Source organism: Streptomyces roseoviridis, assembly GCF_039535235.1.
Taxonomy (GTDB): domain Bacteria; phylum Actinomycetota; class Actinomycetes; order Streptomycetales; family Streptomycetaceae; genus Streptomyces; species Streptomyces roseoviridis.
In genome coordinates, this window is record NZ_BAAAWU010000001.1 from 3,902,574 (window position 1) to 3,915,544 (window position 12,971).

Below are 12,971 nucleotides of genomic sequence, written 5' to 3' on the forward strand. Positions count from 1 at the left end.
AGCGGGTGGTGCGGTGATGCGGTGATGCGTGTGATGCGGTGATGCGGTGATGCGTGTGGTGCGATGGGGGCCGGTGGGGCGGTCATGCGGCGTGGTGGAGCACGGTGCCGTGGTGCGGCGGGGGCCGTCAGAAGTCGGTCGCCAGTGACTCGTCGACCCGACGCGCGCGCGGCGAGTCCGGCGAGGCGAAGGTCTCCGCGGCGGCCAGCGCCCGGGAGGCGTCGAGCCGGGCCGGACGGTAGTAGGCGCTGCCCTTCCGCCAGTACACGAGCATCGGTACGACGCCGGCGGCGAGCCCGCCCAGGCCGATCGCGAGGGACGCCGTGGACAGTTCGCCGAGCGACTCGACGAACGCCCACATCATGAACGCCGAGCCCAGCACCGGCCACACCCCGCCGAGGACGAAGTCCCGTACCGAGGACAGCAGCAGCCCCTTGTACGCGACGACGGCGGCGATCCCCGCGAGGGCGTAGTAGAACGCGATCTGGAGCCCGATCGCGCTGACCGCGTCGCCGAGGACCTGCTCGATCGAGCCGGCGGCGGCCGCGGCCGCGAACATGACGAGGGCGGCGGCACCGACGGCCGCGACGGCCACCCACGGGGTGTTCCAGCGGCGGTGGACGGTGCCGAGGGCGGCCGGCAGGGTGCGGTCGCGGCCCATCGCGAACAGGGAGCGGGTGACCTGGATGAGGGTGGTCTCCAGGGTGGCGACGGTCGACAGGAGGACGGCCAGGACCAGCAGCTTGCCGCCGACCCCCGGCCAGATCTCCTGCCCGAGGACGGCGAGCACGTTCGCGCCGCCGCGTTCGATCTGCTCCGCCGTCAGCAGCACGTTGACGGCGACGGTGAACGCCTCGAAGAGCAGGAAGACCACGCCGATGCCGACGAGTGCGGCGAGGCCGGCGGTGCGGCGGCTGTCGCGGGTCTCCTCGCTGAGGTTGCTGGTGACGTCCCAGCCCCAGTAGTAGAAGGCGGCGATCAGTGCACCGGACGCGAAGCCGGACGTGCCGCCGAAGTGGCCGAGGCCGAACCACGACCAGTCGAAGGCGGTGGCGTGGCCGCGGTGCAGCAGCGCGGCGAGGACGAAGACCACCAGGATCAGCATCTCGACGCCGGTCATGAGCAGTTGGGCCCGTACGGTGAGGCGGGCGCCGCCGAGGACGACCAGCAGCATCATCAGGAACCAGCCGGCGCCGACGGCGCAGGCCAGCGCGGTGTTCCCGGCGAGTTCGGGGGCGAAGAGGGAGAGCGTGAGGGAGCCGGCCGGCAGCGATCCCGCCACCATGAAGACGGTGGCGGCGAAGACCAGCGCCCAGCCGGACAGGAAGCCGAGGAAGGGGTGGAGGGTGCGGCCCACCCAGGAGTATCCGGCGCCCGCGTTGACGTCGATCCGGCCGAGGCGGGCGTAGGCGAGGACGATGCCGAGCATCGGTATCGCGCAGTACAGCAGGGCCGCGGGCCCGGCGAGTCCGACCGCGCCGGCGAGGACGGCGGTGGTGGCGGCGAGCGAGTACGCGGGAGCGCTGCCCGCCACGGCCATCACGATGGTGTCGAAGGTGCCGAGGGCATTGGGCTGGAGACCTCTGCCGGGGGTCCTGCCGGATGCTCTGCCGGGGGTAGTGCGCATGGCGGTGTCCTCGGGGGCGGGGGGAGGAGGAGGGGCGGTCCGTGGCGGTGGGGGGAGGGGCGGCGCAGGGCGAAGTCACCGTGCCACCAGGTCGCTTGCGGCCTGGGAGGGACCGGAATCACGGTGAATTCGTGCGCATCGTAGTCGTACGCGTGGGATCCGGTAACGGCGGTGGGAGGGTTGGATTCCGCAACCGCCGGTAAGGGCTCCGGTACGCCCCTTTGGCGAGGTTTACGGCTCGGACGACCGGTCCGGGGCCGGGCTCGGGGCCCGGCGCCGGTCGCGGTCGCGGAGCGGGCCCCGGCCCTGGTCGCGGTCCTCGACCTGGCCCCCGTCCCGCTCCCCAACCAGGTCCTCTGCCCGGTCCCCGTTCCCTGCCCGGGCCCGGTCCCGGTCCCCTGCCCCGGCCCGGTCCCCTGCGCCTGCCGAGTCCCGGTCGCGGGCGCGGGTCCGGTCCTCGCCGGGGGTCGCGATGGCGCGGGCCGCCCGTACCTCCTGGCGCAGGGCGGCGAGGACGCCGTCCTCGTCGCCGCCGAGGTCCGCCCGCACCTCCACCAGGACGTCGCTGGACCGCAGTCCCTCGGCGAGCTCCCGCAGCTGCCGTTCCACGGCGTCGACCTCGGCCGGGTCGGGGGGCGGGGCGCCGTGGTCGACGCGGATCCGGGCGGCGGTCGTCGCGTCCACGATCCGCTCGACGGCGATGGCGAGCGGCCACCAGGCCGCGGCCAGGTCACCTGCGGGCGGCGGCTCGGTCAGGGCGCGCTGGAACTCCGACCGCACGGTCGACATGTCGCGGTACAGCTTGCGGCGGGCCCGGTGCCGGGCGGCCTGATCACCCGTGCCGCGCGCCTCGCCCGGCACCCCCGTGCCGCGCGCCTCGCCCGGCACGTCCGTTACGCCTGTGTCTCCCGGCACCCCCGTTCCGCCCGCCTCGCCCGGCGCGCCCGTTCCGCCCGTTCCGCCCGTTCCGCCTGTGCCTCCCGGTGCGCCCGTGCCCCGCGCGGCGCTCTCCTCGTCCCCGCCCGGCCCGAAGGCCAGGCGGACGTACGCGGCGGTATCAGCGACCGCGTCGGCGAGCCGGTCCGCGACCCGGGTGTGCCAGGACTCCGGCCACAGCAGGTACCCGGCGACCAGCGCGATGGCACAGCCGATCAGCGAGTCGTACAGGCGCGGCAGGACCAAGTGGAAGCCCTGGTGGTTGAGCAGGTCGGACAGGAGCAGGATCACCGGGGTGATGGCCGCGGTCTGGAAGGCGTACCCCTTCGCCGAGAACGCGGGGATCAGCGCGGCGAGCACCAGCATCACCGGCACGTCCCACCACCCGCGCGGCACGGCGGCGAGCAGCGGAGCGGCCACCAGGAGCCCCGCGGCGGTGCCGAACGCGCGGAGCACCGCGCGGGAGAACACCGAGCCGAAGTCGGGCTTCAGGACGAAGGTGACGGTGAGCGCGACCCAGTAGGAGCGGGGCACGGCGATCAGCGACACGAGGGCCTGGGAGAGGCCGATGCACAGGGCGAGCCGCAGGCCGTAGCGCCAGGACGCCCCGGACAGCAGCACGTTCCGGGTGGCGCGGCGCACCCGTACCCGCAGGGCGGCGGGCCGACCGAGCCGGTCGTCGACGTTGTACGGCCTCGGCTCCGCCTCGTGCACGACGGTCGCCGCGTACCGCAGGGCCTCGTCGACGGCCTTCTCCGACGGGCGGCGGGCCTCGGGGAGGGACAGCTCCGGGGTGCCGGTGCGGCTCTCCTCGACGGCGTCGGCCAGCGTGCGCACGGCGGCGGGGATCTCCGGCGGCAGCGTCCGGTGGAAGCGGCGGGCCGCGAAGTGGGCGGCGGGCGCGGCCTCCAGGAGCGGGATCAGCACGTTGAGCTGGGCGAGCAGCCGTACGAGGGTGGGTGCCCGGCCGTGCTGGCGGGCGCGGCGGGCGAGGACGAGGTCGTACGACTGGTTGAGCGAGGCGGTGACGGCCTGCCGTTTCTCGTCGTACGCGTCGGTGCCGGCGGCCTCGAACAGCTCGGCCAGCGCCCGGTAGGTGCCGGCGACCGCCCTGCGCTCCGGCTGCCCGCCGCGCAGGGGCCAGCCCAGCAGGGTGAGCACCAGGACGACGCCGCCGCCGAGGGTGAGCAGGAGGGGCGCCTTCCACCAGGGGCCGGGCATCGGCAGGCCCGCGCCGACGACGGCGTTCAGGAGGAGGAGCAGACCCGAGACGGAGGCCACGGCGCCGATCGAGGAGATCATCCCCGACACGAGCGCGACGAGGGTGAGCGCGGCGACGGCGGGCCAGCCCTGGCCGTGGACGAGCGTGCCGAGGGTGACGCCGAGGGCGCCGAAGAGCTGGGGCACGGCGATGTTGAAGATCCGCATCCGGTACGCGTCGGCGGTGTCCCCGATGACGCCGGAGAGCGCGCCCATCGACACCAGCGCCCCGTACGCCGGCTGCCCGGCCGCCAGCCCCACGGCGAGCGGCGCCCCCAGCGCGACGGACGCGCGCACGACGGCGGCCCGGGGAATGGGCGTGGGCTGCGGCCGTAGCCCGGCGGTGAGCCAGGCGGGGGGCGAGAGGGGGGACAGCCGTGCGGGGTTCGCCATGGGGTCACGGTAGGGGAGGGGGCGGAGGAAGGAGGGCGGTGCCTCCGCGCAGGCCGTTGGCGTGCCGCGCGCCGGGTTGCGGTGCCTCCGCGCAGGCCGTCGGCGCGCCGCGCCCCGGGTTGCGGTGCCTCTGCTCGCCCCCGTGGTGGGCGTTCGTCCCGCCGTGGGGGATCCCCAGCGGGACGAATGCCCCCTACGGCGTGGCACGACGGACCGCACGGGCTCGAGCCGAGGAGGTGCCGGCCCGGCCCCGGGGGAAGGCGTGCCGGTGCGGTCAGCTGCGGTAGCCCTCCACCTCCGCCGCGGGGCGGATGGCCGCCGTGTCCGGGTCCTCGCCGAACTCGGCCTTGGCGCGGCGCTGGCGCAGCAGGTCCCAGCACTGGTCGAGCTGGACCTCCAGCTCGGCGAGGCGGGTGCGTTCCTCGTCCAGGAGGCCGCCGGTGCGCTGCCGCAGGGCGCGTTCCTCCTCGACGAGCGCGCCGATGTTCTCGAGGATCTCGTCGTTGTCCATGTCCTCCAGCGTGGCCGATCTCCGCGCGCCGTGCAGGTCGGGGGAGCCGTCAGTGCCGCAGGGCCTGCGCGATCTCCGCCTTGGTGGCGCCGGAGAGGGACCGGTTGCTGCGGGCGGTCGCGGTCTTGGACGCGCCGGGCGCGACCCCGCCCACGTTCAGGACGACGGTGTCGAGCAGGTTGCCCCGGTCGTCGCGGAAGTCGACCCGGATCGTGTAGTCGGCGTTCTTGTCCTTGGGGTTGGTGGCGGTGACCTCGGCGACCGTCCGGTCGCCGTCCGTGGACGTGGGCCCGGCCTTGACGTCGCCGGTGGCGTTCACGCCGTCCTTGACCTGGTTCATCTTCTCCTCGGCCGCCGAGGCGACCGCTCCCGTGGCGGAGGAGACGATCTCGCCGGCCTTTTCCTGCGCCTGGTCGCAGCCGGTCAGGGCGAACGCGGCCAGGACGGCCGGCCCGGCCAGGACGGCGAGGGCGGTCCGGGCGCGCTTCACGGGCGTGCCCTGCCGTAGGAGTCGTCCACGGCCAGCGCCCAGATGACGAAGACGGACACCGCCATGGAGAACAGCGCCCACCACGGCTGGTAGGGCAGGAACAGGAACTGGGCGACGACGTTCAGCGAGGCGAGGGCGATGCCGGCGACCCGGCCCCACTCGGCGCCGGTGAGGATGCCGTAGCCGGCGATGGCGACGACGACGCCGAGGCAGAGGTGGATCCAGCCCCAGGTCGTCAGGTCGAACTCGTAGACGTAGTCGCCGACGCGGGCGTAGATGTCGTCCTCGGCGATGCCCGCGATGCCCTGGAGGATGTCCATGGCCCCGGTGACCAGCATGAGGACGCCGGCGAAGAGGGTTCCTCCGGCGGCCCACCCGCTGCGCGCCGTCGTCTTGTCCCGGGTCGGGTCGTGGGTCGTGTTCTGGCTCATGGCCTCATCGTCGGAGCGGTCGTTCGAGCACGAACCTTCTGCTGGGCCGTTCGGGTGAGACAGGGGGCTTGCCCCTCATATCCTGGATAACTAATATCCAGGATATGAGGATGAACGAGGGCGTGGAATGGGCACTGCACAGCTGCCTCAACCTCGCCTGGACCGGCGGGGAGCGAGCCGTCACGGCCGCCCGGCTCGCCGCCTACCACGACCTGCCCGCCGCCTATCTGAACAAGCAGCTCCAGGCCCTCGTCCGGGCCGGCATCCTCGGCTCCGTCTCCGGCCCCAGAGGCGGCTTCCGGCTGGCACGCCCGCTGGACCGCATCACCCTGATGGACGTGGTCACGGCGATCGAGGGTCCCGAGGAGGCCTTCCGCTGCACCGAGATCCGCGCCCAGGGCCCCGGCGGTGGGGCAGGTGACGGCGGGGGCGGGGGCGGAGGCGTCGAGGTGCCCGCCGTCGAGTGCGCCATCGCCGGCGCGATGGCCCGGGCCGAGCTGGCCTGGCGCCGCGAACTCGCCGCCCGGACCCTCGAGGACGTGCGTCGTGAGGCGGAACGGCAGGCGCCGGGCGCCCCGGACCGCATCCGCCGCTGGATCGCGACCGCCTGACCGTCCACCGTCCGCCCGTCCACACCAGCCGCCATGCCGCCGGTCACCCACCGCCGCCCGCGCCGCCGGCCACCACCCCCGGCCACCAACCCCGGCCACCAGCCCCAGTCACCGCCGCCGCCCGTCACGACCGACCTTCATTCCGGATGCAGGACGTCGGATGCAGGACGCCGGGTGCCGGGTGCCGGGTGCCGGACGTCCCGATCGGAGAAGAACGTCATGAACGCCGACCACGACCAGCGCACCCTCACCAACCCCGCCACCCTCCACGACCCCGCCCCCTTCGGCTACAGCCACGCCGCCTCCGCCCCCGGTGAACTCGTCTTCATCGCGGGCCAGTACGCCTCCGACGCCACCGGCGCCCCGGTCCCCGGCGACTTCGCCGCCCAGGTCGAGCTCGCCCTCGCGAACCTCCGGCTGGCCCTGGAAGGCGTGGGCCTCGGCCTCGCCCACGTCGTCCGACTCGGTTCGTACGTCGTCGACCACGACCTCGCCAAGCTGGAGGTCCTCGGCAAGGCCCTGCACGCCGCCTTCGGGGAGCGGCTGCCCGCCCAGACCCTGAGCGGTGTCGCCTCCCTCGCCCTGCCCGGCATGCTCTTCGAGATCGACGCGGTCGCCGTGCGTCCCGCGACGCCGGCGGGCGAACCGGCCACGGCCGGCTGATCCACTTGCGGGGGGTACCGCGCGGGTGTGCTCTGGAGGGTGCAGGAAAGGCGCCCGGAAGGAGCCTCCGCCATGGCCGCACACGCAGCGGTACCCGCCCGCAGAGAGCGCCGACGGCACGGACGCGGACAACCCGGACAGTCGGGACAGCCCGGACAGCAGCGGTTGAGCAGCCGCGGCTGGGGGCTGCCCCTCGCCCTCGGCATCGTCTACGGCCTGTACGCCCCCACCGTCGTCCGTCACGGTGGCGAACCGAGCTGGGGACAGTTCTGGCTCGGCGTCGTCAGCGGCCTCGTCCTCGCCCTCGCCGTCCACGGACTCCGCCGCTACGGCCGCGCCCTGCCGCGCGAGCTGCGCGCCGCCGCCTGGGGCGGTCTGGCCGGCATCGCGATCGGCTTCCTCTTCAGCCTCTCCGACGCCAGCGTCTACGCGGCGACGGTGCTCGGCCTCGTGGTCGCCGCGGCCGTCTCCGCCGCCGCCTTCTACCTCTTCTACACCCACGAGGACGCGGCCGGCCGCCCCGCCCCGTACTGACCACGGCCGGGACCCCGGCCACGGCCGGGACCACGGCCGCGGGTCCGGCGCCGGTGGTAGGAGAGGGCCACCGCCACGAGCAGCGGCGGCCAGGCCGCCAGCGGCGCGTAGCAGGCGACGAGCAGGGCGTCCTGCGCCGGTGAGGCCGGGACGCCCGGGCCGAGTCCTGCGGATGCGGCGTACCCGCCCCAGGCCGCGAGCGCGCTCAGCCCCGCCGCTCCGGCGAGGGCGGCCCCGGTCGCGGCGGCCGGGTTCACCCGCCGCCCGCCGAGGAAGGGCAGCCGGCGCGGGAACACCTCGCCCCAGGAGCGGACGAGGCCCAGCGTCAGGAAAGCGAGCAGCTCGGAGACGACGCTGAGCGAGACGACGTAGACGGACTCGCCGAGGCCCGTCGTGCCGTCGCCGGCGTCCTGGGTGACCGGGAGCCCGGCGACGAGCGCGAGCCGCCACAGCCCGGAGGGCAGGACGGCCAGCGGGACGGCGTGGGCGGCGACCGCCGCCCAGCGCGGTACATCGGGAAGCGCCTTGATCTTCACCATGGCCTCAGGCTGCCGCCCGGCTCCCCCGCGGCGCGTCGGCCCGCAGGCCCGGCCGCCTCCGCCGCGCGACGGAGCCGGCCTCGTCCCCTGGCACCAGCGGCTCCCTGGCCGGAAACTGGTTGAAGCGGCTCCGAACTCCCGGGCCCCCGCCCCACGGCACGGGCCCGCGGACCCCCGCCCCGACCCGCCGCCCCACGGCCCGGGCCCCGGCCCCGCAGGGTCGCAGCCCCGCAAGGCCCCGGCCCCGCAGCTGCCGGCACGGCAGGCCCCAGACCCCAGACCCCGGAGCCCCGCCCGGAGCCGTACCGCCGCCCCCAGGAGGACAGGCGCATGACCGACCTCGCCATCGAGACCGAAGGGCTGGTCAAGGTCTTCGGCACCAACCGTGCCGTCGACGGCATCGACCTGCGCGTCCCGGCCGGCACCGTCTACGGCGTCCTCGGGCCCAACGGCGCCGGCAAGACCACCGCCGTCAAGATGCTCGCGACCCTGCTGCGCCCCGACGGCGGCCGCGCCCGCGTCTTCGGCAAGGACGTCGTCGAGGACGCCGACACCGTACGCGGCCGGGTCAGCCTCACCGGCCAGTATGCCTCCGTCGACGAGGACCTCACCGGCACCGAGAACCTGGTCCTGCTCGGCCGGCTCCTCGGCCACGGCCGCTCCGCCGCGCGGGAGCGGTCCGCGCAGCTCCTCGAGGCGTTCGGGCTCGCGGAGGCGTCGGACCGGCAGGTGAAGAACTACTCCGGCGGCATGCGGCGCCGCATCGACATCGCCGCGTCCATCCTCAACGTGCCCGACCTGCTGTTCCTCGACGAGCCGACCACCGGCCTCGACCCGCGCAGCCGCAACCAGGTCTGGGACATCGTCCGCGCCGTGGTCGCCCAGGGCACCACGGTCCTGCTCACCACCCAGTACCTGGACGAGGCCGACCAGCTGGCCTCCCGGATCGCCGTCATCGACCACGGCAAGGTCATCGCGGAGGGCACCAAGGGCGAGCTGAAGGCGTCCGTGGGCTCGGGCTCCGTGCGCGTACGGCTCCGGGACCCCGAGCAGCGCGCGGAGGCCGAGCGCGTCCTCACCACCGCCCTCGACGCCACCGTCCAGCTCGACCCGGACCCGGTCGCGCTGACCGCCACCCTCGACGGCCGGGGGACCGGCCTCGGCGCCGCCGAACAGGCCGCGCGGGCGCTCACCGAACTCGCGCGGGCCGGGATCATGGTCGACGACTTCGGGCTCGGCCAGCCCAGTCTGGACGAGGTCTTCCTCGCCCTGACGGACCGCGCGCCCGCCGCCCGCACGCCGGCCCACGACCCGAAGGAGACGCCGGCATGACCACCGTCACCACCGGCAAGGACACCCAGAACACCGACGCCCTCGACTTCGTCGCCCCCAAGGCCGAGGAGCTCGCCGCCCTCCTGGTGGGCCACACCCGGCCGCCGCGGCCCAGCGCGCTCTCCGCGTCCCTGACCTTCGGCTGGCGGGCCATGCTGAAGATCAAGCACGTGCCGGAGCAGCTCTTCGACGTGACGGCGTTCCCGATCATGATGGTGCTGATGTACACGTACCTCTTCGGGGGCGCGCTGGCCGGCTCGGTCTCGGCGTACATCCAGTTCCTGCTGCCGGGGATCCTCGTGATGAGCGTCGTGATGATCACGATGTACACGGGGGTCTCGGTCAACACCGACATCGAGAAGGGCGTCTTCGACCGCTTCCGCACGCTGCCGATCTGGCGGCCGGCTCCCATGGTGGGCTATCTGCTCGGCGACGTCGTGCGCTATCTGATCGCCTCCGCCGTGATGCTCACGGTCGGCATCGTCATCGGCTACCGCCCGGACGGCGGCGTCGCGGGCGTGCTGCTCGGGGTGGCGCTGCTGCTGGTCTTCTCGTTCGCGTTCTCGTGGATCTGGACCATGTTCGGACTGCTGCTGCGCAGCGAGAAGTCGGTCATGGGCGTCAGCATGATGGTGATCTTCCCGCTGACCTTCCTGTCCAACGTCTTCGTCGACCCGAGGACCATGCCCGGCTGGCTCCAGGCCTTCGTCAACAACAGCCCGGTGACCCATCTGGCGACGGCCGTGAGGGAACTGATGGCGGGCAACTGGCCGGCGGCGGACATCGCGTGGTCGCTGGGGTGGTCGGCGCTGTTCGTGGTGGTCTTCGGTGCGGTGACGATGCGCCTGTACAACCGCAAGTGACGCCGGCGCGGCGGCGCGGCGGCGCGGCGGGGCGGGAGCCTTTCGCCCCCGCGCGGAGCTGCGCGGCGCCTTTCCCCTCCGCGCGGCGGGGCGGCGCCTCTCGCCCCCGCGCGGAGGGTGCGCGGCGCCTTTCGCCCTCGCGCGGAGCTGGGCGGCACCCCTTCACGACCGGGGTGCCGCCCAGCGCCACGCGCGCTACCGCTGCGTGAACGTGCCCCGGACCACCACCACCGGGCACGGCGCGTGCTGGGCCACGTTCGTCGAGACGGAGCCCAGGAAGGCCGCCTTGAAGCCGCTGTGGCCGCGGTCGCCGACGACCAGGAGCTCCGCGCCCTCGGCCTGGTCGACCAGGGTCTGGGTCGGGTTGCCGGCCACCACCGTGCGGGTGACCCTGGCGGCCTGTTCCGGGGTGAGGGCCTTGTCGAGGGACTCGTCCAGGATCTTCTTGGCGGTCTGTTCCGGGTCGAAGCCGGGCGGCACGCCCGGGATGGCCGTGGCCCAGGACGCCGGGTAGTCCCAGCTGATCACCGCGTGCAGCGAGTTCCCGGTGAGCGCCGACTGCCCGGCCGCCCACCGCAGCGCCTTCAGGGACGGCTCCGATCCGTCCACGCCCACCACGATTCTGCCGCTCATCACACGGACCTCCGTTCCGCCGCCCGGGAAGCCTCAGGTCAATCCAGTCGCAGATCGGCCAACTGCTGCTCGAACGGGACGATTTCTTCCTCTTCGGCCCTTCTGCCCGGCCGGGCGGCGACCATGTCCGCGAACTCGTTCCCCGCCCGGGTGATCCGGGCCGGCAGGCCCTCGGTGTACTCGTCGCCGCCGGAGCCCCAGTCCTCGGACGCGGCGTAGACGGCGGTCGGTGCGACGACGGCCCGCAGGTAGGCGAAGAGCGGCCGCAGGGCGTGGTCGAGCACGAGCGAGTGGCGGGCGGTGCCGCCGGTCGCGCCGACCAGGACGGGCGTGCCGGTGAGCGCGGTCGGGTCGACCAGGTCGAAGAAGGACTTGAACAGGCCGCTGTACGAGGCCGTGAAGACCGGGGTCACCGCGATGACCCCGTCCGCGCCGGTGACCGCGTCGACGGCCTGCCGGAGCTTTTCGGAGGGGAAGCCGGTGACGAGGTTCTTGGCGATGTCGACGGCCAGGTCGCGCAGTTCGACGACCTCGACGTCGACCGCGTACTCCTGCTCGGCGAGCCGGTACCGGGCGGCCTGCAGCAGGCGGTCGGCGAGCAGCCGGGTGGAGGAGGGGCTGCTGAGTCCGGCCGAGACGGCGACCAGTCTGAGGGTGCGCATGGTGGTCAGACCTCCTGCTTCTTCACGGCGTCCGTCACGGTGTTCTCCGTGGCGTTCTTCAGGACGGCGGGGTGCAGCGGGGCGGTGTCCGGAACACCGGCCGGCCGCAGGTTCGCGAACTCCTTGCGCAGCACTGGGACGACCTCCTCGCCGAGCAGGTCCAGCTGCTCCAGGACGGTCTTCAGCGGCAGGCCCGCGTGGTCGATCAGGAAGAGCTGGCGCTGGTAGTCGCCGACGTACTCCCGGAAGGACAGGGTGCGCTCGATGACCTCCTGCGGCGAGCCGACGGTCAGCGGGGTCTCGCGGCTGAACTCCTCCAGGGAGGGGCCGTGGCCGTAGACGGGCGCGTTGTCGAAGTACGGGCGGAACTCCCGTACGGCGTCCTGGGAGTTCTTGCGCATGAAGACCTGGCCGCCGAGGCCGACGATCGCCTGCTCGGGGGTGCCGTGGCCGTAGTGCGCGTACCGCTGGCGGTAGAGGCGGACCATCTTCTCGGTGTGCTGCTTGGGCCAGAAGATGTGGTTGGCGAAGAAGCCGTCGCCGTAGTACGCGGCCTGCTCGGCGATCTCCGGGGAGCGGATGGAGCCGTGCCAGACGAACGGCGGGACGCCGTCGAGCGGGCGCGGGGTGGCGGTGAAGCCCTGGAGGGCGGTGCGGAACTTCCCTTCCCAGTCCACCACGTCCTCCCTCCACAGCCTGTGGAGGAGCGCGTAGTTCTCGATGGCGAGCGGGATGCCCTGGCGGATGTCCTGTCCGAACCACGGGTAGACCGGGCCGGTGTTGCCGCGGCCCATCATCAGGTCGACCCGGCCGTCGGCGAGGTGCTGGAGGGTCGCGTAGTCCTCGGCGATCTTCACCGGGTCGTTGGTGGTGATGAGGGTCGTGGACGTGGACAGGATCAGGTTTTCCGTGCGGGCCGCGATGTGCCCGAGGAGGGTGGTGGGGGAGGACGGCACGAACGGCGGGTTGTGGTGCTCGCCGGTGGCGAAGACGTCCAGGCCGACCTCCTCGGCCTTGAGCGCGATGGCGACGGTGTTCTTGATCCGCTCGTGCTCGGTGGGGGTGCGGCCGGTGGTGGGGTCGGTCGTCACGTCACCGACGGTGAAGATCCCGAACTGCATCGTGCTCACCTCTCGCGGGCTGTATTGGTTGAAGCTTAAATCATCTCGTCCAACGGCGCACCCCCGAGCCCTATTCCCGGCCCCGCTACGCTGGGGTGCGTGGCCGCAGACCCGCACGACACGGAGCGCTGGAAGGAGCGGGGCGTGATGCTCCGCGTCTTTGTGTACGTGTTCGCGACGCACGCCTTCGCCGGTTTCGTCTGGCTGCTCTTCTACGTCGGTCAGAACGCCCAGAAGTAGCCACTGAGCGGCCCGTTTCCGCCCTCCCGTAGAGTCGGCCGGTGTGAACGCCGCGATACCGGAGCAGCCGCAGCCCTCGGGGCCCTCGGAGCCCTCGGAGCCGTCTGAGCCCGTGCAGCAGCCGG

15 protein-coding genes are annotated in these 12,971 nt (G+C 73.5%); 6 read left to right on the top strand and 9 right to left on the bottom strand.

The genetic code is table 11. The features are described 5' to 3' along the window. Window positions 1-127: 127 nt before the first annotated feature. From ABD954_RS17650 to ABD954_RS17670, 5 genes are all read right to left on the bottom strand, one after another. Entirely contained in the window at window positions 128-1,627 is a 1,500-nt protein-coding gene (locus ABD954_RS17650) for an APC family permease (protein WP_345486990.1), read from the bottom strand. Between the two features lie 231 nt (window positions 1,628-1,858). Then, entirely contained in the window at window positions 1,859-4,216 is a 2,358-nt protein-coding gene (locus ABD954_RS17655; protein WP_345486991.1) for an FUSC family protein, read from the bottom strand. A 274-nt stretch (window positions 4,217-4,490) separates the two neighbouring features. Further along, window positions 4,491-4,727 carry a DUF2630 family protein gene (locus ABD954_RS17660; RefSeq protein WP_345486992.1) on the bottom strand — a complete coding sequence of 79 codons (237 nt, stop codon included), beginning with the start codon at window positions 4,725-4,727 and terminating at the stop codon, window positions 4,491-4,493. A 49-nt stretch (window positions 4,728-4,776) separates the two neighbouring features. Continuing rightward, window positions 4,777-5,217 (bottom strand): hypothetical protein, encoded by a 441-nt coding sequence (locus ABD954_RS17665; protein WP_345486993.1) that lies wholly within the window; start codon window positions 5,215-5,217, stop codon window positions 4,777-4,779. Next, window positions 5,214-5,648, bottom strand: coding sequence for a DUF7144 family membrane protein (locus ABD954_RS17670; RefSeq protein WP_345486994.1), 435 nt, complete (start codon window positions 5,646-5,648; stop codon window positions 5,214-5,216). The genes ABD954_RS17665 and ABD954_RS17670 overlap by 4 nt, the downstream gene beginning before the upstream one ends. 110 nt (window positions 5,649-5,758) lie before the next feature. On the opposite strand from ABD954_RS17670, the gene ABD954_RS17675 reads away from it, so the two are divergent. The 3 genes from ABD954_RS17675 (at window position 5,759) to ABD954_RS17685 (ending at window position 7,456) form a co-directional block, all read left to right on the top strand. Then, the gene (locus ABD954_RS17675; protein ID WP_345492254.1) at window positions 5,759-6,259 is read left to right on the top strand and encodes an RrF2 family transcriptional regulator; all 501 of its coding nucleotides are present in this window, start codon (window positions 5,759-5,761) and stop codon (window positions 6,257-6,259) included. A 219-nt stretch (window positions 6,260-6,478) separates the two neighbouring features. Beyond that, the gene (locus ABD954_RS17680) at window positions 6,479-6,922 is read left to right on the top strand and encodes a RidA family protein (protein WP_345486995.1); all 444 of its coding nucleotides are present in this window, start codon (window positions 6,479-6,481) and stop codon (window positions 6,920-6,922) included. A 72-nt stretch (window positions 6,923-6,994) separates the two neighbouring features. Next, window positions 6,995-7,456, top strand: a complete 462-nt coding sequence (locus ABD954_RS17685; protein WP_345486996.1) for a hypothetical protein — start codon at window positions 6,995-6,997, stop codon at window positions 7,454-7,456. Here the strand turns inward: ABD954_RS17685 and ABD954_RS17690 are convergent. Beyond that, window positions 7,414-7,995, bottom strand: coding sequence for a hypothetical protein (locus tag ABD954_RS17690; RefSeq protein WP_345486997.1), 582 nt, complete (start codon window positions 7,993-7,995; stop codon window positions 7,414-7,416). The two genes, ABD954_RS17685 and ABD954_RS17690, sit on opposite strands and share 43 nt — an antisense overlap. 330 nt (window positions 7,996-8,325) lie before the next feature. Here ABD954_RS17690 and ABD954_RS17695 point away from each other — a divergent pair, with 330 nt between their 5' ends. Beyond that, on the top strand, window positions 8,326-9,327 hold the full coding sequence (locus tag ABD954_RS17695; protein WP_345486998.1) for an ATP-binding cassette domain-containing protein: 1,002 nt from the start codon (window positions 8,326-8,328) through the stop codon (window positions 9,325-9,327). Next, complete coding sequence (locus ABD954_RS17700; RefSeq protein ID WP_345486999.1) at window positions 9,324-10,190, top strand: ABC transporter permease; 867 nt, start codon at window positions 9,324-9,326, stop codon at window positions 10,188-10,190. The genes ABD954_RS17695 and ABD954_RS17700 overlap by 4 nt, the downstream gene beginning before the upstream one ends. A gap of 195 nt (window positions 10,191-10,385) precedes the next feature. Here ABD954_RS17700 and ABD954_RS17705 read toward each other — a convergent pair whose 3' ends face one another. Genes ABD954_RS17705 through ABD954_RS17715 form a run of 3 tightly spaced genes read right to left on the bottom strand, consistent with a single transcriptional unit; the run spans window position 10,386 to window position 12,606 of the window. After that, entirely contained in the window at window positions 10,386-10,823 is a 438-nt protein-coding gene (locus ABD954_RS17705) for a universal stress protein (RefSeq protein ID WP_345487000.1), read from the bottom strand. Between the two features lie 38 nt (window positions 10,824-10,861). Then, window positions 10,862-11,485 carry an FMN reductase gene (locus ABD954_RS17710; RefSeq protein ID WP_345487001.1) on the bottom strand — a complete coding sequence of 208 codons (624 nt, stop codon included), beginning with the start codon at window positions 11,483-11,485 and terminating at the stop codon, window positions 10,862-10,864. A gap of 5 nt (window positions 11,486-11,490) precedes the next feature. Further along, entirely contained in the window at window positions 11,491-12,606 is a 1,116-nt protein-coding gene (locus tag ABD954_RS17715; RefSeq protein WP_345487002.1) for an LLM class flavin-dependent oxidoreductase, read from the bottom strand. 99 nt (window positions 12,607-12,705) lie between these two features. On the opposite strand from ABD954_RS17715, the gene ABD954_RS17720 reads away from it, so the two are divergent. Then, the gene (locus ABD954_RS17720) at window positions 12,706-12,846 is read left to right on the top strand and encodes a DUF6126 family protein (protein WP_345487003.1); all 141 of its coding nucleotides are present in this window, start codon (window positions 12,706-12,708) and stop codon (window positions 12,844-12,846) included. Window positions 12,847-12,971 lie beyond the last annotated feature (125 nt).